The sequence below is a fragment of the Xanthomonas sp. 10-10 genome, from assembly GCF_040182365.1.
GTDB classification, from domain to species: domain Bacteria; phylum Pseudomonadota; class Gammaproteobacteria; order Xanthomonadales; family Xanthomonadaceae; genus Xanthomonas; species Xanthomonas arboricola_F.
This window is the reverse complement of the sequence record NZ_CP144460.1, coordinates 374,017-395,023: the sequence shown is the minus strand read 5'-3', so window position 1 is coordinate 395,023 and position 21,007 is coordinate 374,017. Positions and strand designations below refer to the sequence as shown.

Annotated in this window: 20 protein-coding genes; 5 read left to right on the top strand and 15 right to left on the bottom strand. The window is 67.2% G+C overall.

What is annotated here, in order from left to right:
• Positions 1-63: 63 nt before the first annotated feature.
• The 6 genes from VZ068_RS01590 to poxB all read right to left on the bottom strand — a co-directional run bounded on the left by VZ068_RS01590 (position 64) and on the right by poxB (position 7,836).
• A complete protein-coding gene (locus tag VZ068_RS01590; protein WP_259166912.1) occupies positions 64-1,290 on the bottom strand; it encodes an MFS transporter in 1,227 nt (408 codons plus the stop codon).
• Positions 1,291-1,382: 92 nt separating this feature from the next.
• On the bottom strand, positions 1,383-2,009 hold the full coding sequence (locus tag VZ068_RS01585) for a hypothetical protein (RefSeq protein ID WP_349656683.1): 627 nt from the start codon (positions 2,007-2,009) through the stop codon (positions 1,383-1,385).
• A 132-nt stretch (positions 2,010-2,141) separates the two neighbouring features.
• Entirely contained in the window at positions 2,142-2,936 is a 795-nt protein-coding gene (locus tag VZ068_RS01580; protein ID WP_259166910.1) for a hypothetical protein, read from the bottom strand.
• Positions 2,937-3,314: 378 nt separating this feature from the next.
• Positions 3,315-4,655, bottom strand: a complete 1,341-nt coding sequence (locus VZ068_RS01575; protein ID WP_349656682.1) for a sigma-54 dependent transcriptional regulator — start codon at positions 4,653-4,655, stop codon at positions 3,315-3,317.
• Positions 4,640-6,082 carry a HAMP domain-containing sensor histidine kinase gene (locus VZ068_RS01570; RefSeq protein ID WP_349656681.1) on the bottom strand — a complete coding sequence of 481 codons (1,443 nt, stop codon included), beginning with the start codon at positions 6,080-6,082 and terminating at the stop codon, positions 4,640-4,642. The genes VZ068_RS01575 and VZ068_RS01570 overlap by 16 nt, the downstream gene beginning before the upstream one ends.
• A gap of 44 nt (positions 6,083-6,126) precedes the next feature.
• On the bottom strand, positions 6,127-7,836 hold the full coding sequence (poxB, locus tag VZ068_RS01565; RefSeq protein ID WP_349657624.1) for a ubiquinone-dependent pyruvate dehydrogenase: 1,710 nt from the start codon (positions 7,834-7,836) through the stop codon (positions 6,127-6,129).
• A 360-nt stretch (positions 7,837-8,196) separates the two neighbouring features.
• On the opposite strand from poxB, the gene VZ068_RS01560 reads away from it, so the two are divergent.
• On the top strand, positions 8,197-8,793 hold the full coding sequence (locus VZ068_RS01560) for a diffusible signal factor-reguated Ax21 faimly virulence factor (RefSeq protein WP_064507944.1): 597 nt from the start codon (positions 8,197-8,199) through the stop codon (positions 8,791-8,793).
• 268 nt (positions 8,794-9,061) lie between these two features.
• On the opposite strand, the gene VZ068_RS01555 is transcribed toward VZ068_RS01560, so the two are convergent.
• From VZ068_RS01555 to VZ068_RS01530, 6 genes are all read right to left on the bottom strand, one after another.
• A complete protein-coding gene (locus VZ068_RS01555; RefSeq protein WP_259166864.1) occupies positions 9,062-10,087 on the bottom strand; it encodes an NAD(P)H-dependent glycerol-3-phosphate dehydrogenase in 1,026 nt (341 codons plus the stop codon).
• 15 nt (positions 10,088-10,102) lie between these two features.
• Positions 10,103-10,618, bottom strand: a complete 516-nt coding sequence (gene secB, locus VZ068_RS01550) for a protein-export chaperone SecB (RefSeq protein WP_055853720.1) — start codon at positions 10,616-10,618, stop codon at positions 10,103-10,105.
• A gap of 109 nt (positions 10,619-10,727) precedes the next feature.
• On the bottom strand, positions 10,728-11,162 hold the full coding sequence (locus VZ068_RS01545; RefSeq protein WP_104611868.1) for a rhodanese-like domain-containing protein: 435 nt from the start codon (positions 11,160-11,162) through the stop codon (positions 10,728-10,730).
• Positions 11,163-11,238: 76 nt separating this feature from the next.
• A complete protein-coding gene (locus VZ068_RS01540) occupies positions 11,239-11,661 on the bottom strand; it encodes a hypothetical protein (protein ID WP_349656680.1) in 423 nt (140 codons plus the stop codon).
• 29 nt (positions 11,662-11,690) lie between these two features.
• Positions 11,691-12,161: a YiiD C-terminal domain-containing protein gene (locus VZ068_RS01535; RefSeq protein WP_055853726.1), complete on the bottom strand. Its 471-nt coding sequence runs from the start codon at positions 12,159-12,161 to the stop codon at positions 11,691-11,693.
• Between the two features lie 252 nt (positions 12,162-12,413).
• Positions 12,414-13,223: a glycosyltransferase family 25 protein gene (locus tag VZ068_RS01530; protein WP_349656679.1), complete on the bottom strand. Its 810-nt coding sequence runs from the start codon at positions 13,221-13,223 to the stop codon at positions 12,414-12,416.
• A 354-nt stretch (positions 13,224-13,577) separates the two neighbouring features.
• Here VZ068_RS01530 and VZ068_RS01525 point away from each other — a divergent pair, with 354 nt between their 5' ends.
• The 3 genes from VZ068_RS01525 (at position 13,578) to VZ068_RS01515 (ending at position 16,697) form a co-directional block, all read left to right on the top strand.
• The gene (locus VZ068_RS01525) at positions 13,578-14,354 is read left to right on the top strand and encodes a uroporphyrinogen-III synthase (RefSeq protein ID WP_349656678.1); all 777 of its coding nucleotides are present in this window, start codon (positions 13,578-13,580) and stop codon (positions 14,352-14,354) included.
• A 103-nt stretch (positions 14,355-14,457) separates the two neighbouring features.
• Complete coding sequence (locus VZ068_RS01520; protein ID WP_349656677.1) at positions 14,458-15,435, top strand: uroporphyrinogen-III C-methyltransferase; 978 nt, start codon at positions 14,458-14,460, stop codon at positions 15,433-15,435.
• Complete coding sequence (locus VZ068_RS01515) at positions 15,432-16,697, top strand: heme biosynthesis HemY N-terminal domain-containing protein (protein WP_259159526.1); 1,266 nt, start codon at positions 15,432-15,434, stop codon at positions 16,695-16,697. Before VZ068_RS01520 ends, VZ068_RS01515 begins: the two co-directional genes overlap by 4 nt.
• A gap of 56 nt (positions 16,698-16,753) precedes the next feature.
• Here VZ068_RS01515 and VZ068_RS01510 read toward each other — a convergent pair whose 3' ends face one another.
• The gene (locus VZ068_RS01510; protein ID WP_259166854.1) at positions 16,754-17,296 is read right to left on the bottom strand and encodes a hypothetical protein; all 543 of its coding nucleotides are present in this window, start codon (positions 17,294-17,296) and stop codon (positions 16,754-16,756) included.
• A 115-nt stretch (positions 17,297-17,411) separates the two neighbouring features.
• Positions 17,412-18,707, bottom strand: a complete 1,296-nt coding sequence (locus tag VZ068_RS01505; RefSeq protein ID WP_259159528.1) for an acetyl-CoA C-acetyltransferase — start codon at positions 18,705-18,707, stop codon at positions 17,412-17,414.
• A gap of 88 nt (positions 18,708-18,795) precedes the next feature.
• Here VZ068_RS01505 and VZ068_RS01500 point away from each other — a divergent pair, with 88 nt between their 5' ends.
• Positions 18,796-19,680: a hypothetical protein gene (locus VZ068_RS01500; protein ID WP_259159531.1), complete on the top strand. Its 885-nt coding sequence runs from the start codon at positions 18,796-18,798 to the stop codon at positions 19,678-19,680.
• A 676-nt stretch (positions 19,681-20,356) separates the two neighbouring features.
• Here VZ068_RS01500 and VZ068_RS01495 read toward each other — a convergent pair.
• Positions 20,357-21,004: a superoxide dismutase family protein gene (locus VZ068_RS01495; RefSeq protein ID WP_259159533.1), complete on the bottom strand. Its 648-nt coding sequence runs from the start codon at positions 21,002-21,004 to the stop codon at positions 20,357-20,359.
• Positions 21,005-21,007: the final 3 nt, after the last annotated feature.

Here is a 21,007-nt window from a genome sequence, read left to right as displayed (position 1 = left end):
GCACGCACCGCTCGCGATGGACTCCAGGACACACGCGCTTTCTTGCACGCGCCTGCGGCGCCACTACGGCGCGGTCTGCACGCCGGTCGCTGCCTGCAACATGCCGCGACACCCTGCCCATAACGCAACGGCCAGCAAGGCGATTGCGCCCAGGCTCAAGAACGCGACGCGGTAGCCGAAGGCGTGCGCGAGCCAGCCGCCGAAGGCCGGGCTGAGCGCCGCACCAATCCCCTGCACCGTCATCACCGCGCCCTGGCCGACGTTGACCCGGCCGGTGCCATGCAGCAAACGCGCCACCAATGCCGGGACCACCACGCTTTGCAGGCCGGCGCCGAGCCCATCGAGGATCTGCACCGGAAACACGCCCCAGCCGTGGATCACCGAGGCCGCCACCAGCGCGCGCAACGGCAAGGCCATGAAGGCCAGCAGCAACACCCACCAATGTCCGTGCACGCGGATCCAGCGCATCGCCAGCAAGGCGACCACCACCATCGTGGCCTGGGCGACCACGATGGTGGTGGCGGTCAGCGCGCTCGGATCGCCGGCGTGGGCGGCCACGATCGCCATGCCGTACAACGGCAGCATCGCCGCGTTGCCCAGATGAAACAGCCCCAGCGTGACCGCCAGCAAGGCCAATGGCCGGCTGGTCAGCAATACCCGCCAAGCACTCAGTGCGTCTGCGCCATCGGCATGCGCCAGGCCGCGTGCAGCGCGGTGGTCGATGGCGGTTGCCGGAATCGACAGCACGGCCGCCAGCGCCAACACGCCGAACACCGCAGTCAGCGCGAAGATCGCGCCAAACCCGTAGCGCCATCCCAACCAGCCGGCCAGCACTGCGGCCAGCATGTTGCCGGCGTGATTGGCGACCTGGTTGCGCGCCAGTTGATGATCGAACCCGCGCGCACGCACCAGGCCCAACGTGATGCCGGTGAGCGCCGGGCCGATGCCCGCCGCAGCCAGCGCCGATGCGATCTGTGCGGCGACCACCCCGGAAGCGGTCGGGCGCAGCCAGATCAACGCGGTGGCGAGCAGGATCGCCAGACAGCCGATCACCACCACGGCGCGCTTGCGCCGGGTGGCATCGACCAATGCGCCTGCCGGCGTGGTGGCGAGCATGCCGGCAATCCCGCCCACGCTCATCACCGTGCCGATCGCCGCCACCGACCAGCCCTTGGACTGCAAAAACACACTCAAAAATGGCCCCAGCCCGTCCTGGACATCGGCCACGCTGAAATGCAGCGCTTCCAGCGCGCGCGTGCCAGGCGGTCGGCGTGCGGTGCTCATGCGCATCGCCCTGTTGCCTGTTGCCAGGCACGGCCTGCCTGCATGACAACGCCGATGACGACCTGCTCATTCCAGCGCAGCGGGCACATACGCGGCGCCTAGTGCTTGGGCTTGGGCTTGGGCGCGCCCGGGCCATGCGGCGGATGCTCGATCTGCTTCAACCCGGCGGCCTTGCTGCCCAGCGCGTGTGCGTGGATCAACACGCCATGCGGTGTCGCCTTGGTATCACCTTCGACCACCAATGGCTTGCCGACCACCAGTTGCCTGGCGAAGTCGGCGCCGGCATGCGGCGGGAAGCGTACCGTCACTTCATCGTCCAACAGCACGCCATGCACCTGCCCATGCGGACCATGCAGCAGCCGCGCGATGGTGCCGGCATGCTGGGTGAGCTGCGGCTTGGGCGGCTTGGGCGGCTTGCCGGCCGGCGGTTTGGGCTTGGGCTTGGCATGCGGCCCATGCGGGCCTTCGTCGAGGATGCGCTTGCCGCCGGCCGGGTCGATCGCCAGGGCCACCAGCATGTCCACATCGCGTGGCTTGAGGCCGCGTACGGTCAAGGCGCTGCCCGGCTTGAGCGCCTTGAGCAGGGCTGCCGACAGATGCGGCGGGGTGTGGACCTCGGTGCCGTCGGTCAACAGCAGGCCATCGATATCGGCCTTGGGATTGAGCAGAAAACGCGCCAGGGTGCCGCGGGTTTCAGGGAGGAAATCAGGATCGACCCAATGCATTGTGGACTCCAACTAGGTAGGACCGGCCAACGCCGGCAAGCCGCACCCGCCGCCACGCAAGGGGCGCGGCGGAGGTGCGTAAACGAATGCTGCGCGTGGGCGCCGCCGTCGCCTTCGCGGCGGCGCCCCGGGTCAGCGCGGTGTCGGCGGTGCGGCCGGTGGCACGGGCGGCCCCGGTGGTGCCGGCGGCGGTGGCAGCGGGCCATCCGGACGCGGAGCCGTGAACAACGCACGCTGCGAGGCGCGGTCGCGGCCCACCTCGGTAGCCTCGATCGAACGCCCGGCGGCGGTGGCGACGCCGAACCCGCGCACGCTCAGCGGTGCTCCGGTGCGCAGCAGGTCGCCCAACTGCAGTGCCAGATGCGGCGGCATCCGCACCACGGTGCCGTCGCTCAGCAACGCACCGTTGGTTTCGCCGCCCGGGCCATAGACGAGGCGCTCGATGCGACCATCCGCTGTTAACGGCGTCAGTGCAGCAGGCGGGGGCGGCGGGGGCGGCATGTCGCCGGCCAACGGCGGGCGGTCCACTACCTCACGCTTGCTGCGCGTGGAGCGGATGCTGCTGGCACGCAGCACCGGCAGATCGCCGAGGCGATAGCCCTGCACGCTCACCGTATCGCCGCGGCGCACGGCTGCCTGCAGTTCATCGGACCGATGCGGTGCAAACCCGATCTGGGTGCCGTCGCGCAGCCACAACCCCTCCACCTCACCATTGGGAGTGAGCATGAACCGCTCGACGGTGCCAGTGACCTGCACCGGCGCGGCGGCCACCGGTGCTGGCGGCACAGGCGGCATCGGCGGCGGTGGCGGTGGCGTGCCCACCGGCGGACGCGGTGCGGCAGGCGCGGCAGGCGGCGGTGGAACCTGCGCCGCAGCGGTGGCCACGCTGCAGGCCAATGCAAAGGCAAGTGCGGTCTGACGAAGCATGTGATGTCTCCAGCGCGGCAAGGAGTGCCGCTCGCAGTAGGTACAACGCAGGCATCGTGCCAACTGTGGAAGCCTTGTTTTTCAAGGCGGAGGGCCTGGAACGGGGCGAATGGACGTCTGCATTTCATCCAACCGCGTCCGTTTTGCAGACACCCTGCGCTGCGCTGTCCGCTTGAAGAACGGCGTCAGCGCTTGCAACCTGCGGGTGCGGCTACGCGGCTGACTGTGCTGGCCCAGGGCTGCCTGGCCGATTCACTGCCTGCGGAATGCAGCGGCATGCAACCTTGTGCCGGCGCGGGTCAGGACGGGCCGGCGAACCGTTCGATGAGCACCACCTGATCGCCCATCCGCACCGCTGCACTGGTGCCGCCCGCGCGCCTACTGCAACCCATAGTCGTCGAGCTTGCGGTACAGCAGTTGGCGATGAATGCCGAGCCGGCGCGCTGCCTCGGCACGGTTGCCGCCGCTATGCGCCAACGCGTCCTGGATCATCTGTTTCTCCAGCCGCGCCACCGCCTCGGGAAGCTGCATTTCCGCAGCGGCCGGCATCGCCTGCGGCGGCGCCAGTTCGCCGAGCGCCTCGTCCAGATCGTCCGCCTCGATGCTGTGCCCGCGCACCAGCACCTGGCTGCGCTGCATCACGTTGCGCAACTCGCGCACGTTGCCCGGCCAGGGGTAGGCCAGCACACGCGCCTGCGCGGCCGGCGACAGCGTGCGCGCACCGCCTGGCCCGGTCCGCAGGAAGTACTGGGCCAGCAGCACGATGTCCTGCCCGCGCTCGCGCAGCGGCGGCAGTTCGATCGGTACCACGTTCAAGCGGTAACGCAGGTCGCTGCGAAACTGCCCGGCCGCCACCCACGCGGCCAGATCGCGATGGGTGGCCGCCAGCACGCGCACGTCCACCTTCTGCGCACCGCGGCCGCCCAGCGGCGTCACTTCGCCTTCCTGCAGGAAGCGCAGCAGCTTGGCCTGCATCGGCAGCGGCATGTCGCCGATTTCGTCCAGGAACAAGGTGCCGCCATCGGCCTCGCGGATCAGGCCGATCCGGTCGCTGGTCGCACCGGAGAAGGCGCCCTTGCGATGGCCGAACAACTCGCTCTCCATCAACTCCAGCGGAATCGCGGCGCAATTGACCGCCACGAACGCCGCCTCCGCGCGCGCACTGGCACGATGCAACGCGCGCGCGGCCAACTCCTTGCCGGTGCCGGTCTCGCCAGTGATCAGCACCGGCAGCTCCGATGCGGCCGCCAGCCCGATGCGCTTGTGCACCGTGCGCATCGCCGGGCTGTGGCCGACCAGCGCATCGTCTTCCTCGGGCAGCGGGATCGGCGGCTCGGCGGTCGCAGCATCGGCGCGGCTCAGCAACGCGCGCTCCACCACATCGACGATATCGGCACGCCCCACCGGTTTGACCAGGTGGTCGAACGCACCCAGCGTCATCGCCTCGATGGTGTTGCCGCTGGACACATGGGCGGTCAGCATCACCAGCGGCACCTGGGCCGCCTGCGCATCGCCTGCCCGCGCGCGCAGCACCTCGATCCCATCCATGCCCGGCATGCGGAAGTCCACAAAGGCCAGGTCGATACCGCCTTCGCGCAACTGCGCCAGGCCCTGCGCGCCGTTGCTGGCGGCGATCACGCGATGCCCGAGCGAGCGCAGCGTCGCCTGCAAGGTGGCAAGAAACGCTGCGTCGTCGTCGATGATCAGGATGCACGCCATGGCAGCTCCACAATGAAATGGGTCATGCCGTCGGCATGGGTGTACTGCGCCTGGCCGCCGTGCGCGCGTGCGATCTCGCGCACCAACGCCAGCCCCAACCCGTTGCCGTCGCTGCGACCGCTGACGAATGGTTCGAACAATTGCGCTGCGATCGGCTCGGGGACCGGTGCACCGTGGTTGCTCACCTGCAGATGCAACGCAGCTTCACGCCGCTGCGCGCGCACTGCGACCTGCGTGCCGGGGTCGGCATGCTGCAGCGCATTGCGCAGCAGATTGTGCAGCGCGCGTCCCAGTTGCTGCGGATCCAGTTGCCACTGCAGCGGCGCATCCGGCACCTGCAGCTGCAGTCGATGCGCGGCGTGCGGCAACAGCGCCGGATCCAGCAGTTCTTCCAGCCAGTCCTGTACCACCACCGTTTCCAGCTGCAGGCGGATCGGCTGCACCATGCCAAGCAGGCTTTCGACCACGCCATCCAGGCGCCGGATCTGCGCCAGCATCAGCGCACCATGCGCCGCATCGTCGGGGGTGAGATCACGGCGTGCGATCTCGTTTTCCACCGCAAGCCGCATGGTGGCGATGGGGTTGCGGATTTCATGCGCGACCGTTGCGGTCATGCGCCCGAGCGCGGCGAGCCGCTCATGCCGCGACAGCTCGTCGGCCAACTTGCGGGTCTGCGCAAGCGCCTGCGCAGTGCGCTGCGCGTACCCAGTGACCGCAGCGCCGAGCCGGTCGAGTTCGGGCGCGCCGGTATGCGGAATCTGCGGTATCTCGGTGTCGGCCGCCAACGCGTGTTGAATCTTCTGCAAGCGCTGGCTCCAGCGCCGCACCACCACCCCAAGCGCAATAGCCGACACCGCCACCATCGCAAAGATCAACACCATGCCGATCGCCAGCGGCCGCCACGCGTCCGAGCTGCTCGCCGGCACTCGCGACATGGTCCACGCGGCGGTACCGGCCGCCAACGGGCAGGCGCTGATCAGCAGCACCTCGCGACTGCCATCGCGACGGAACTGCACGGGCTTGCGTCCCTGCGCGCTTTGCCGCGCGGTGCCCACGATGGTTGCCCACTCGGCCGCCGGGATATCGGTCTTGTGATCGCTACCGTCGTAGGTGGGATAGGCATAGGCGATGAAACCCTTGTCCACATTCCACACGCCGCCTTCCACACCGGGCGCATCGGCCAGCACCAATTGCACCACCACCGCAGCCAACCCGGCGCCGTTGTCGCCGCTACGCGCGGCCTCGCTTGCGCCGGCATAACGCTGCACGATGCGTGTGCACTGACTGCCCAACTGTTGCCGCGCATCTTCCAGCCGCACGCCTTCGGTCTGACGGTACAAGCCGTACAACATCGTGGCCACGCCCAGGCAGGCGGCCACGATCACCACCCAGATCAGCAGCAGTTGCCGCAGCAGCGAACGTGGCATGAAGGCAATCCGAGGAAAGTCGGCCGATGATAGAACCGGCAGTGTTAGCGCAGGTTGGTCTTGACCAGCTCGATCACCTCATCGCCCCGCCCGCTCATGACCGCCTTGAGCAGATACAGCCCCATGCCTTTGGCCTGTTCGAGCTTGATCGCCGGCGGCACCGCCAGCTCCTGCGTGGCGATGCGCACATCCACCAGCGCCGGACCGGAATGCGCAAATGCCTGCCGCAACGCGCGCTCCAGCTGCGCCGACTCATCCACGCGGATACCCAGGATGCCCATCGCATTGCTCATCGCGGCAAAATCCGGGTTGCGCAGCTCGGTGCCGGTATCCAGGTAACCGGCTGCCTTCATTTCCATCGCCACAAACCCCAGCGAGGCATTGTTGAACACCACCACCTTCACCGGCAGGTTCAACTGCGCCAGCGAAATGAAATCGCCCATCAGCATGGCAAAGCCACCATCGCCCGACAGCGAAATCACCTGACGCCCTGGAAACGCCGCCTGCGCGCCCAGCGCCTGCGGCATCGCGTTGGCCATCGAGCCATGGTTGAACGATCCCAGCAGACGGCGCTTGCCGTTCATGCGCAGATAGCGCGCCGCCCATACCGTGGGCGTGCCGACATCGCAGGTGAACACCGCATCCTGGTCGGCGATCTGGCTGATCAGCCGGGTCACGAACTGCGGATGCAGCGGCTCGCCCGGATCCGCCGGCACTGCCAGATCGTCCAGCCCTTGGCGCGCCTTGCGATAGTGCTCCAGCGATTTTTCCAGGAAACGGCGGTCTTCGCGACGCTGCAACTGCGGCAGCAAGGCCGCGATGGTTTCGCCGACATCCGCCGCAATGCCCAGCTGCAACGGCGTGCGCCGTCCTAGCGCGCCGGGGTCGCGATCCACCTGCACGATGGTCGCGTCCTTCGGATAGAACTGCCGGTACGGGAAATCCGTGCCCAGCATGATCAAGGTGTCGCAGTTGAGCATCGCGTGGTAGCCGGAACTGAAACCGATCAAGCCGGTCATGCCGACATCGAACGGGTTCTCCCACTCCACATACTCCTTGCCGCGCAACGCATGCACGATCGGCGCGCCCAGGGTATCTGCCAATGCCACCACCGCATCATGCGCACCGGCGCAACCGCTGCCGCACAGCAGGGTGACCGCCTTGCTCTGCTGCAACACCTCGGCCAGCTGCTGCACATCGTCGGCAGCGGGCAACACGCGCGGCGCGCGCAGGGCCGGCCATGCGCTGGACAGATGCTTGTCCACCTCCAGCAGTGCGATGTCGCCGGGGATCACCACCACCGTCACGCCCTGCTGCAGGATCGCCGTGCGCATCGCACGATGCAGCACTTCCGGCAGCTGCGCCGGATTGGTCACCAGTTCCACAAAGTGGCTGCACTCGCGAAACAGTTCCTGCGGATGGGTTTCCTGAAAATAATTCAGCCCGATCTCGGACGAGGGGATGTGTGCGGCGATCGCCAGCACCGGCTGCCGGCTGCGATGGCAGTCGAACAAACCGTTGATCAAATGCAGGTTGCCCGGCCCGCAACTGCCGGCGCACACCGCCAGCTCGCCGGTCACCGCCGCCTCCGCGCCTGCGGCGAACGCGGCAACTTCTTCGTGACGCACATGCATCCACGCGATGGTCTGCATCTCGCGCAATGCATCGGTCAGGCCATTGAGGCTGTCGCCGGTCACCCCCCAGATCCGCTCCACTCCCGCGCTCTGCAGCGTCTCGGCCAGATACCGCGCCATCGTCTTCTTCTTTGCCACGATGCTGCTCCGCTACCAATCAAGAGCGTGCAATGCTCACAGCGGCGATGTCAGTGCAGTGTGCTCGGGCATCAAAAGGGCCGAAAACCCGTGTGTTTTCGTGTTTGTGCACGCGCGCGTCACATCGCCGGTGCGGAATGAATGTCGCGTCACGTTTTACGCGTGCGCTACGCGCATCGCATGACGGCCACAAGAAAGCGCAGCTGAATCTGGCGCGATGATTCATTCACTGCTCAGTTCAAAATTCATGTCGCGTTCCATCGAATAACGGAGAATTTACATCTCGGCAGCGAACGGCATCCGCCTCAGCGCCGGCCCAAACCATAAGTACAGGTATTGATCATGAAGACTTCACTGCTGGCCCTCGGCCTCCTCGCAGCCCTGCCGTTTGCGGCCTCCGCTGCTGAAAACCTCTCCTACAACTTCGTCGAAGGCGACTACGTGCGCACCCCGACCGAAGGTCGCGATGCAGACGGTTGGGGCCTGAAGGCTTCGTACGCCGTTGCTCCGAACTTCCACGTGTTCGGTGACTACAGCAAGCAGAACGCCGACGACAACGACAACGTGTTCGAAAGCTCCAACTCCGACTTCCAGCAGTGGGGCGTGGGTGTGGGCTACAACCACGAGATCGCCACCAGCACCGACTTCGTTGCGCGCGTTGCGTACCGCAAGCTGGACCTGGACACCCCGAACATCAGCTTCGACGGCTACAGCGTGGAAGCCGGCCTGCGTAACGCCTTCGGCGAACACTTCGAAGTCTATGCCCTGGCTGGCTACGAAGACTTCTCCAAGAAGCGCGGCATCGACATCGGTGACAACTTCTACGGCCGCCTTGGCGCCCAGGTGAAGTTGAACCAGAACTGGGGCATCAACGGCGACATCCGTATGGATGGCGACGGCAACAAGGAATGGTCGGTCGGCCCGCGCTTCAGCTGGTAAGCCGCACGTTTGACTGCAACGCGACTCTCTCTCCCGCGTTGCATTGGAAGCCCGGTCCCCCGACCGGGCTTCTTTCTTTTGCGCGATCGGTCCGCAAAGCGCGTGCAGAAACGGCAGCAAGCCGATGCAACGCGTATGGCCTTCGATAGGGCAATGCGCGTGACCGGCTGCAGCCGCCCTGCGGGGTGCGGTCGTCGGCCAACAAAAAGCCCGGCAATGCCGGGCTTTTTGTTGATGCCATGCAGCGCGCAAGCCCGCCGCACGCCGATCAGGTAAACAGGGTCTGCGGGTACTCGGGCTTGCGCTCGCGGGCCAGCAGCCCCTTCAACCCGGCTTCCGGGGTGATCTCGCCATGCAGGACCGCGCGCACGGCGTTGGAGATCGGCAACTCGATGCCGTGATGCTCGGCCTGACGCATGACTTCATCGGCGGTCTGCACCGATTCCACCACCTGGCCGATCTCGCGGATCGCATCGTTCAGGCTCTGTCCGCGTCCCAGCGCCAACCCAAGCCTGCGGTTGCGCGACAGATCGCCGGTGCAGGTGAGTACCAGATCGCCCAACCCGGCCAGGCCCATCAGGGTCTCCGGGCGCGCACCGATCACTGCGGCCAGACGCAGCATCTCGTTCAAGCCCCGCGTGATCAAACCGGCCCGCGCGTTGAGGCCAAGCTGCATGCCATCGGCCACGCCGGTGGCCACCGCCAGCACGTTTTTCATTGCGCCACCGAGCTCGGCGCCGACCATGTCATCGCCGGTGTAGGCACGAAAGGTTGGGCCATGCATGGCATCGGCCACGACTTGCGCAAACGCCGCATCGTCGCCGTGCACGGTGATGGCAGTGGGCAAACCGAGCGTGACTTCCTTGGCGAACGACGGCCCGGTCACCACCGCCAGCGCAACGCCGGGGCCCAGCAGGTCACGCGCCACCTCATGCAGGAACCGCCCGGAACCGGGTTCGAAGCCCTTGGTTGCCCAGGCAACGCCAGCGCTGGCCGGACGCAACGGAGCGATCAGGCGGATGGTTTCGGTAAATGCATGCGACGGCACCACGACCAGGATCCAGTCCGCATTGGCAACGGCGGCCTGCAGATCGGTCGTGGCACGTAACGTCTCCGGCAGCGGAATGCCGGGCAGGTAACGCACGTTCTCGTGCGTGCGGTCGATGGCCTCCACCATCGCCGCATCGCGCCCCCAGAGCACGGTCGGGTGACCGTGTCTGGCGAGGAGCGCGGCCAGAGCCGTGCCCCAGGAACCGGCGCCGAGAACGGCGATCTTGCGGGTCGAATCGCTCATCGGCGCAGACAGTGCTTAGGCGTTGCCAGCCGGCTCGGAATCGGCCAGCGAGGTGCCTTCGCCCTGCGAACGCTGACGCAGGGTTTCGGCGTACAGGGCTTCGAAGTTGATCGGCTGCAGGTAGAACGGCGGGAAGCCGCCGGCCTGGATCAGGTCGCTGACCAGGGTGCGCACGTACGGGAACAGGATGTTCGGGCACTGGGTGCCTAGCAGCACGTCGATTGCCTGCGGCTCCAGGCCGACCAGGCCGAACACGCCAGCCTGCTGCACTTCGGCCACGTAGGCGGTCTTGCCGCCGGCGGTGCAGGTCAGGGTCACGGCCAGCACGACTTCGAAGGCGTTATCGTTGAGGCGCTGGACCTTCTGATTCAGGTTCAGCTGCAGCTCGGGCTGGTTGGCGTCGTTGAAGACGGCCGGTGCATTCGGCGATTCGAAAGAAACGTCCTTGACGTAAATCTTTTCGATGGTGAAGGCGGGGCCAGCAGCGGCGTCGGCCGGCGCGGCGGCGCCGTTGAGGATTTCGTCGGACATTCCTAACTCCAGAAGCGGTTCGGTGGGTGCAGCGTTGAGTGATGCAGACGTGAAAACGCAAGTATCTCACGCAAGCAATGGGGGCTTGCGAGCTGCCGCACAAGGCGGATCAGCGGCCCTTGATCAGTGGCAACTCGGCCATTTGCCAGGCGGCGATGCCACCTTCGAGCCAGTACACCTTCTCGAAGCCGGCTTTCTTCAGCGTCTTGGCCGCGCCTGCAGAGGTGGTGCCGCTACGGCAGACCACCACCACCGGCGATGCCTTGGCATTGGCGAGCAGCTTGCCGGCCGGGTCGAACTTGGCCAGGGCCACGTTGCGGCTGCCGGCGATATGGCCTTTTTCGAAATCGGCGGTGGGCGACAGATCGATCACCAGCGCGTCTTCGCTGTTGATCAAACGGGTCAGCTCGGCCGGCTTGAGTGCGCGATACCCGCGGAACAGGCGCGCAACCTCGGTGACAATCAGGGCGATGGTCAGGCCCACCAGGGCCAGCGACAACATGGGGTTGCGGCCGACAAAGGCCTGCAGCTCTTCGAAATTCACGGGGTCAGGGTCAGTCGAGCGGGCGGGAATTGTCGCACAGCTGGCGCACGCGACGGCCAGCCGGGCAGCGGCCGGGCTACTGGCCCTTCCACAGATCGGGCAGGCCGCTGACCAGCCACCAGCGCTTCTGTTCGGGATTCCAGTGCCAGATCTCGATGCTGCGCACCAGCCGTTCGGCTTGGGTATTGCGGTTGATCACGCGCAGTTCGACCTCCCGGCGCAGGTCGCCATTGGGATCTTGGCCCACGCGCACCTCGCGGTAGCCGGAGATCTGCACCTGCTCATAGCGCGAGCGTTCCAGGTCGCTGAGCGGATGGGCCTGGGCGTAGGTCGGTTCGACAAACCCCTGCGCGGCATCGAAATCGCTCCAGCGCACCGCCGCCGCATAGGCGGCCTGGGTGGTTTCCAGCACACGCGCCTGGGCACGGCTGCCCGCAGTGGCCAGCCCGCTCAGCATCGCCAGCCCCAGCAGGACCATCGCCCCAATCAGTGCACGCATGCGCATTCCCCCTTGATCCAGCCCGCATCCTACCGTTTTGGAAACGCCACGAAGCGCCCGCTCAACGTGGCCGCCGCCGCGCCCGACCCGAGTGCAATCTGCGCGCGCATGCCGATGCGCGCCTTGCCGCGCTGCCGGAAGGTCGCCAGAAAGGCATCCCAGCCACCCAACTCCGCGGGCTCGGCATCGGCCACCAGGTCTTCGTATACGGGCGCGACATAACGCAGCTGGCTGTCGGCGACATACACGTCGGCTTCGTGGCCGGCCAGTTGCAGTTGCAGGGTCAGCCATCCCCAGCTGGCCAGCGTCATCAACGAGGCCAGGCTGCCGCCGAACGCATTGGCCTTGTCGTTGACGTTGGCCTGCAGCGGCGCGCGCAGGCGCAGCGCGCCATCGTGCAAGCCATCCACAGCAATGCCCATCGACAGCACCGGCGGCATGGCGATGAACTGCTGCTGCAGCGACTGCAGGGCGGAGACGAGCGTGCAAGAAGGAGTCATCGACAATGGCTGGCTGACGGCGAAGGGCGGCATCATGCCGCAATGTCCGGCGAGCGTCTTGTGCATATGGATGACATGCGGTACCGCATGGTGAACGCGTGCAGCCTCGGGTGGTTGCACGGTGGGTGTTGCGTCGTCAAAACCGCAGATCCATCGGCATCAGCTGCCGCCGCCTGCGCGCGCAGCGTCAGCGCGCCAATGCGCAGCTACAAGACCCGCGATCACCACGGCGCCACCGTGTCGAGCGTGGTTTTACGGTGCGAACACGACCTTGCGATAGCCCTGCGCCACGCGCAACAGCGTGGTTGCCTTGGCCTTCCAGTGCGCGCTGCGTTGTTTCTGCGCGCGCGTCAGCGGCACATCGATGGTGCTGGTGAACACGATCTGCTCCGGCGCTGCGTGAAAGAACTTGTCCTGGATGCAGGCTGCCGGTGCCAGCTGATAGGTGGACAGCTGCTGCGCCACCGGCGATTCGTTCCAGCCAAACAAGAAGATATCGGCCATCGTGTGCCAGCGCGCGTCGGCGGCCAGCAACAGTCGCGCCGCCTCGCGGCTGATGATCAGCGCACCGGCGCAAACCGGCCAGCAATGTTGATAGGTCGATGGACGCACCAGGCGCAGCTGGCGCCCGGCGATGTCGGCGACTTTGGCATCGAGCTTGATCCGGTTGTAGGACGGTTCCAGGCGCACGACACTGCTGCCCGGCGGGAGCCAGTCGGTGCTGCGCAGCAGTGCGGGCAGCGCATCGGACAGGTGCATGTCGTCTTCGAAGATGGCGGTGTAGGCATCTTCGGACTCGGCCGCGATGCGCCAGGCCGACTGATGACTGAGAAAGCAGCCGATGTTGGACGCAGTCCATTTGCGCGGGCCGGTGCTGAAGGCATCGCCGGAATTTTCCAGCGGACGCTCACGCACGAAGGCGGCGATCTGCTCAGGCGTGAGCGTGGCGCCATCGACTGCGGGAAGGCGCTCGAACGCGATCCCCAACGCCTGGAACCGCGCCGACATCGCCTGCAGGCGATCGCCGCTACGCTGCATGTTGATGAGGTAGGACTTGATCACGGCGCCACTCCAGCTCGATTGTCGTGGCGGATCGTGGGCGGAGGCGGCAATCGGCACAGACCCCAGCGCGAGGTTGTGGCCGCAGAAACGCAGGCATCCTGCTGAGCGGCACACAACGCAACACCAGGCGCGCGGATGAAGCGCGACGACCAGAGCGACTGCGTGGCCATCGGAGGGGCGCGGCCAGGTGCCGGAATCGGCATGTACCGCGCTGACTTGCCGACTCCAGGGAGCCGTCGGCGGAACTCTGGCAGCCGCGCGCCACTTCTGTGCAGGCCAGTCTAGATCCCCGTCCGCGCCAACACAGCACGCGATACCCACCCCCAGACGGCAACGCTCTCGCATAATCGCCAGATGACCCGCCCTCCCCGGCTCGCCGATACATGGACCCTGCTCTCGCTCCGTCCCAGCGGCGAGCACGCGCCGTTGCGACGGGCGGTAGCGCGGCATGGCGGGCGGCTGCTGGCACTGTCGCCCTGGCGCCTGCAGACCAACGACACCATGCAGGCGCGCGCCGCCTTGCAGGGTGCGCTGGAGGCGCCCATCGCGGTGTTCACCAGCCCGGCGGCCGTGCGCGCCGCGCATCAGCTGCAGCCATTGCAGCAGCCGGCGCAGGCGCAGTGGGTGAGCGTGGGCGAGGGCACCGCGCGCGCGCTGCAGGCCTGTGGCATCGATGCGGTCGTGCGTCCTGCGCGCATGGACAGCGAAGGCCTGCTCGCATTGCCGCTGTTCGCAGCGCCGTTGCAAAACGTCGGCCTGATCACCGCGCCGGGTGGACGCGGCATGCTGGCGCCTGCCCTGGAACAACGCGGTGCGCGCATCCTGCGGGCGGATGTGTATCAACGCGTCCCGCTGCGTTTGCGCCCATCGGCGCTACACGCCTTGACCGACGCGCTGCCGCGCAGCGTATTGGCCATGAGCAGTGCCGAGGCGCTGACGCTGGTGCTGCAGCAGTTGCCCGCAGGATTGAGCGAGGCAGTGCGGCAACGCCCGCTGGTCGCCTCCAGCGAACGCCTGTGCGACGCCGCGCATGCCGCCGGCTTCAGCCGGGTCGTTCGCGCCGCAGGTCCGTTGCCGGAACAGCTGGTCGCCGCTGTGGCAGCCATCGTGACGCCGTCGCGACCTTGCTGAACTGCGAACCCAAGCACAGCTTGCGGCGCTCTGCCAGCGCACGCCATGCTGTGCCAGATGACTGCGGCGCCTGCGCCGGTCGTGACTGCCCGAGGATGTTCGAATGACCGAAATGCCCGCACCCACGCGACGGTTTCCCTGGGCCTTGCTGCTAGTGGTGCTGGCCGTTGCCGCTGTGGGCGTGGCGCTGTTTCTCGGCTGGCGTGCATGGCAGGGCTATCACCAGACGCAGTTGCAGGTAGCGCAGGCGCAGCAGCAGCGCTGGGACGGTACCCAGCAAATGCTGGAAACACTGCGACGCGATCAGCGCCTGGCCAACGAGCGCCTGCAGGACGCTGCGGCCACCAATCGCGTGCTGCGCGATGAAATGCTGGGCCTGAGCCAGCGCAGTGCCTTGCTCGAAGACACCGTGCAGAAGCTTGCCGACCCGAACCGGCATGGCGCACAGGCGCTGCGGCTGGACGAAGTGGAACTGCTGCTGCGGCTCGGCCAGCAGCGGCTGAGCATCGCCGGCGACGCCGATGGCGCCCGCCGCGCCTATGCGCTGGCCAACGCCGCACTCAATGGCATCGACGATCCGGGCTACCTCAATCTGCGCCAGGCACTGGTGCAGGAGCGCGATGCGCTGGATCGCCTAGGCGCCGGTCCGCAGGCACAGGTGGGTCAGGCGCTGGACCAGCTGGCCAGCGATCTGCAACGCCTGCCCGAACAGTCGGCGCAAGCGACCGAGGCGGCGCGCCCGTGGTGGCAGAAGGCGTTGGCACCGTTGGTGGACATCCGTCCCAGCCGTGGCGACGCCTTACTCACTGCCGGCGACCGCCATGCCGCCAGCGATGCCTTGCAGATCGAAATCAGTCTCGCCCGCGCCGCCGCCGAACGCGGCGATCCGCAGGGCTTTGCACAATCGCTGCGCCGCGTGGACACCTGGACCACACGGTTGTGGCCGGAATCGCCGCAACGCCGCCAGGTGCGCACGCGCCTGCGCACGCTGCAACAAGCGCCACTGCGTCCGCAATTGCCGGAACTGGGCACCACCCTGCTGCAACTGCAGGCCATGCGTGAAGGGAGATCCACCCAATGAAAGTGCTGCGTACCGTCTTGATCCTGTTGGTTGCCGTGGCCCTGGGCGTGCTCGGTGCGCAGTGGCTGTCGCATCAGAACAGCTACGACCTGGGCAACGTGGTGGTCAGCGTGGGCGGCAACGACTATCGCGCCGCGATGCCGCAGGCAGTGCTGATCCTGATCATCGCGCTGTTGGTGCTGTGGTTGCTGTGGACGCTGATCAGCCTGCCGTTCCGCGTGTGGGGCAAGTACCGCCGCAAGAAGGGCCGCGCGCGCCTGATCGAAGGCCTGCGCGCCGCCGACCACGGCCAGTGGCAGCGCGCAGAGCGGCTGCTGGTCACCGCCAGCGAAGACGACGAAGTCAGCGGCATTGCACTCGCCAGCGCGGTGCGCGTGGCCGATGCACGCGGCGACGAGGCAGCAGCCAATGCGCTCGCACAGCAGTTGGCCGAGCGCGACCCCACAGCGCATGCGCTGTTGCAGGGTGAGCGGCATCTGGCGCGGCAACGCCCGGTCGAGGCGATCAATGCGCTCGATGCCGCCAACGCGCAGCCGCTGCCGGCACGCGGCCTGTTGCTGCGCACGCATGCGCTGACGCAGATCGGACGTGCCGACGAGGCCTACGGCCAGCTCGGCGCCTTGCGTCAGCAGGCGGTGCTCGCACCGGAGGCTTACAGCGCGCTTGAGGCCACGCTGGCCGAACAGACCCTGTTGCAGGCCGGCGATGCCAATGCGCTGGCCGAGCGTTGGGAAGCGCTGCCCAAGCCGCTGCGCACCTACCCGGCCGTGGTCGGTGCCTATGCGCAACGTGCCGCGGTGCTGCATTGGGACGATGCCGCCGTGCACAGTCTGGAACAGGCGCTGGATACGCAGTGGGACGAATCGCTGGTGCGTCTGTACGGCGTGCTGCCGCTGGAAAAATACGATTCGCGCCGGGCCAGCGCGCAGCGCTGGCTGACCCAGTATCCGGACAGCCCCGGCCTGCTGTTGACGCTGGCACGTCTGGCCCGCCATCAGCAGCAGTGGTCGCAGGCCGAAGAGTTCCTGCACCGCGCGCTTGCCAACGGCGCCGGCAGCGAGGCCTGGGAAGAGTTGGGCCATGGATTTGCCGCCGCCGGCGACCTGCTCTCCGCGCAGCATTGCTATGCCAATGCGTTGCGTGCCGCCCGCGGCGAGCCGGTGCATGAGCCCATGCCGCAGCAGTCGTTGCGTGGGCCGTTGGTAGCGACAGGTTCGACACCGGTGTCCGACTCACTCGCGCAGGACGATCGCATCCTGTAATCGATGCGGCCCGTTCGACGTTGCAGCGGCGCCCACCCCAGGTGCGCCGCAGTGCATCAGCGCTGGCGCGATACCTGCGGCGGTGGCGGCAGGTCGCTCAGGAAGGCATCGCAGGCGCCCAGATAGCGCGCCTGCGCATGGTCGACCTGAGTCGGCGACAACACGCGCGCGCCCAGCCGTCCGATCAGCAGCATCGCTGCCATCACGCCGGCACCGATCAGCCAGCGGAACTGGCTATCGATCGACAGCCCGCAGACCAGCAAGGCCACCACCGATGCCATCGCCACCGCGACATAGCGCACGCGGCTGCGCTCGTGTCGCGCGCACAAGGTAAGCACGTGCGCGCTGCGCTTGCGCAACGCAATGGCCAGGATCAGGTACGGCAACACGCCGAGCAGCAGCGCCGCGTAGATCACCGGGTGGTGCCAATGGAAGATGTAGCGACGCGGGGGCATGTCGGCCGGCGCATTGCACTTGACGCACCGCGGCGGCAGATTGGCGCCCGCCGTACACACCAGCACATCGCCTTCGCGCCACACATCGCCCTGCGCCGGAGGCAGATAGAGCGTAGGCGGTTCGTGTGAATCAACGTTCGACATCCATGCGTCCTTGCAGGTTTGGGATTCGGGATTGGGGATTGGTGAAATCAGGAGTCCGCGTCTGCTTTTGCGAATCCCCGATCCCGAATGCCCAATCCCACGCTGCGCAGCAGCGTCACCGCTCCACGATCGCCACCACGCCCATGCCGCCGGCGGTGCAGATCGAAATCAGCGCGCGGCCGCCGCCGCGTTCTTCCAGTTGCTTGGCGGCCGTGGCCACCACGCGTGCGCCGGTGGCAGCGAAGGGGTGGCCGGTGGCCAGCGACGAGCCCAGCGGATTGATCTTGTCCGGGTCGATACGGCCCAGCGGCGCGTCCAGTCCCAGACGCGTGCGGCAGTAATCCTCGCTTTCCCAGGCGCGCAGCGTGCACAGCACCTGCGCGGCAAACGCCTCGTGGATTTCGTAGATGTCGAAGTCCTGCAGGGTCAGGCCCTGGCGCGCCAGCATCTGCGGCACCGCAATGGTGGGCGCCATCAGCAGGCCTTCGCCATGCACGAAATCCACCGCCGACACCTGCGCATCGCGCAGATAGGCCATCGGGGTGTGGCCATGCGCCAGCGCCCAGGCTTCGCTGGACAACAGCACTGCGGCCGCACCGTCGGTCAGCGGGGTGGAATTGGCCGCGGTCAGCGTGCCGCGGCCGGAGCTCTTGTCGAAGGCCGGACGCAGCGTGGCCAGCTTTTCCAGCGAGGTGTCGGCACGCAGGATGTTGTCGCGCGAGACGCCGCGGAACGGCGCGATCAGCGTGTCGAAGAAGCCGCGCTCATAGGCAGCGGCCAGCTTGTGGTGCGATGCCACCGCCCACTCGTCCTGCGAATCGCGCGAGATGTTCCATTCCTTGGCCATGTCCTCGCAATGGTCGCCCATGCTCTTGCCGGTGCGCGGCTCGGCCACGCCGGGGAATTCGGGCTTGAGTTCGCTCAGCTTGAAGCCGCGCAGCAAGGCCTTGAGCTTGTCGCCGGTGGCCTTGGCGCGGTTGGCCGCCATCAGCCGCGCGCGCAGCTTCTTGCCGTAGACGATCGGCACTTCCGAAGTGGTGTCCGAGCCGCCGCCGATGCCCGAATCGATCTGGCCTAGCGCGATCTTGTTGGCGATGGTGATCACCGAATCCAGGCTGGTGCCGCAGGCGCGCTGAAGGGTAATGCCCGGCGTCAGCGGCGACAGGCCCGACGACAGCGCAGCCTCGCGGGCCAGATTCCAGTCCGAGGAGTGCTTGATGACTGCGCCCATCGCCACTTCGCCCAGTTGCTGCCCATGCAGGCCGAAGCGCTCGACCAGCGCGCCCAGCGTGCGCACCGACATGCCCAGGTTGCCCACGTCCGCGTATGCGGTGTTCTGACGACAGAACGGGATACGAACGCCGCCCAGAATGGCGACGGGACGGGCTGCGGGCATCGGTTGACCTGGCATGAAGGACTCGGGGACATGGCCTGCACAGGGCCGGCAGGCATAATGGCCGCAGTGTAGCTTCGACCCCGTGATGGGCCAACCGCGAATCATGAGCAAGACCGAACACGGCGTGACCGCCATGGGTGTGATGGCGCTGGAATTGACGGGCGGCACCGCCCCCGAGCGCGGCGCCCTGGCGCCTGAGCAGGCCGGCATGCTGGCCGAACGTATTGGCCGCGACCTGGCGCAGTGGATCCCCGAGGTGCGCGAACTCGAGCTCAGCGTGGGCATGGCGCACTTCGACCCGGCTGAAGTGCTGCGGCCGGGCTGGCCGCTGCACCGCCGCCTGGAAGAACTGCATGCCCGCGCCCCGGGCCGCGACCAGGGCCCGCGGGTGCTGGCCTTCGGCGCCGATGCGCAGGGCGAGATTCCGCTGCCGTTCCAGGCCGATGCGCAGCTCACCGGTGGCGGGCTGCGCGTATTGCCGTTCCTGCTCACCGGCAACCCGCAGATCGTGGCCACCGTGGCCGAGGCGATGGAAGAGGTGCTGCTGGCCCAGGGCATGGCGCAGGCCGACACCGCGCTGCTGGCGCAGGAGAGCTTCGGCGCGCGTATCGAACATGCCCGCTATCTCACCGCGCACGATCTGGCGGCGATGATCTCCATGCAGTACGACAACCAGGGCCTGGCCCCGTTGTGGCCGCTGATCGAAGCCGCCCTGCTGGCGCCGCATAGCGAAGAGTGGCTGGAACAGCCGCCCGAGCCAGTGCTGCGCTATGTCGATGGCGAAGTGCGCATCGCCCTGTTCGACCCGGCCGGTTGGTGCGATTACTACGCGCACGACCGCGAAAATTGCGAGCGCCTGCGCGGCGTCTACGAACAATTCCTCTCGCGCCAGCGGCAAATGGCTGCGGTGCTGGAGGCGCATGGCCTGCCGGTGCTGTATGTGCACGTGGAGCCAGGCCAGGATCCGCGGCAGGCATTGTCCGCATAAGCAGCACGCAGGTGTCCGCGATGCCTGCCTGACGACTGGGCGTGTTGGAGACCTGAGTGTCCGTGGCAGAGCTCCAGCGTGCCTGCGTCTTTCATGCGGGCGTGCCTTGCCTGCAGCAGATACGCCGAGACGCGCGCATGGCGACGTATGCGATTGCGCCCGCGCAGGTGTTGCTCCTGCAAGGCAGTACGACCACCGCTGTGCGCTTGCCCGGCAGCCCCATTGCGCGCACGGCGGATACGGACACATCCACGACGCGTTGGCGATCGCCACCATGGGTAGGAGCGCGCTTGCGCGCGATATGGGGTGATCGGTGAGGGCATTTCTCGGGTAACGCTTCATCGCGCGCAAGCGCGCTCCTACGGTGCTACGTGTTCTGCCGGCGTCGTGTTAGACGCACGCCAGGCAGTGGCACGCGGTCGCCACGATGATGCACCGGTTGTCTGATTGCATCGCTGGTCGGTGTGCCGGCCGCCTGGACGCATTACAGCCCTCGGCGCGCAAGTCACCACGGCGTTGGTAGGAGCGCGCTTGCGCGCGATGGGGCGTGATCGGTGAGGGCATTTCTCCGGTAACGCTTCATCGCGCGCAAGCGCGCTCCTACGGTGCTACGTGTTCTGACAGCGTCGCTGCGGTCACGCCGGGGCATACCGCGGCGTGACCAGCGACATTCAATTTACTTGGTCGGCGCGGGCGCGTTGTCGGTGGTGATTACGCCGCAAGCCAGGCGGCCGCCGGCGTTGCCGGTGGGCTGGGTTTTGTAGTCGTCGGCATCGGCGTGCACGATCACCGCGTGACCAGCGATATCGAACTGGTCGGCCTTGCCGAGATTGACGTTGCTCGACACCGGTCCGTCGATACTGGCATTGCCTTGCGCGTCGGCCTTGATGTTGGGCATGTCGCCGCCGTGGTGCGGGTCGGCACTGACATTGCCGTGGTCGGACTGGGCTGGATTGAAATGGCCGCCGGCGCTGCTGCCGTCCGGGGCGCTGCAATCGCCCTTTTCGTGGATATGGAAGCCGTGCTCGCTGTTGGGCTTGAGCCCACTGAGTTGACCGCTCACCCGCAATGCGCCGTCGACGGTCTTGAAGGTCACCGTGCCCTTGACCTCACTGTCCTTGGTCGGCTTGAGTTCGGCGGTGGCCGTGGTGGTGGCGGCCGCTTCGGTCACCATGGCGGCGGCGTGCTCGCCGCCGTGGGCCGCCTCTGCCGGCGTGCTGGCCGTCGGTGCGGGCGCGGGATCGGCCGGTGCGGGCTCGTCGCGTTTGCACGCGGTCAGCACCAGCGCGGTTGCCAGAAACAGGGTGGTGGGAAGAATGCGCATGGG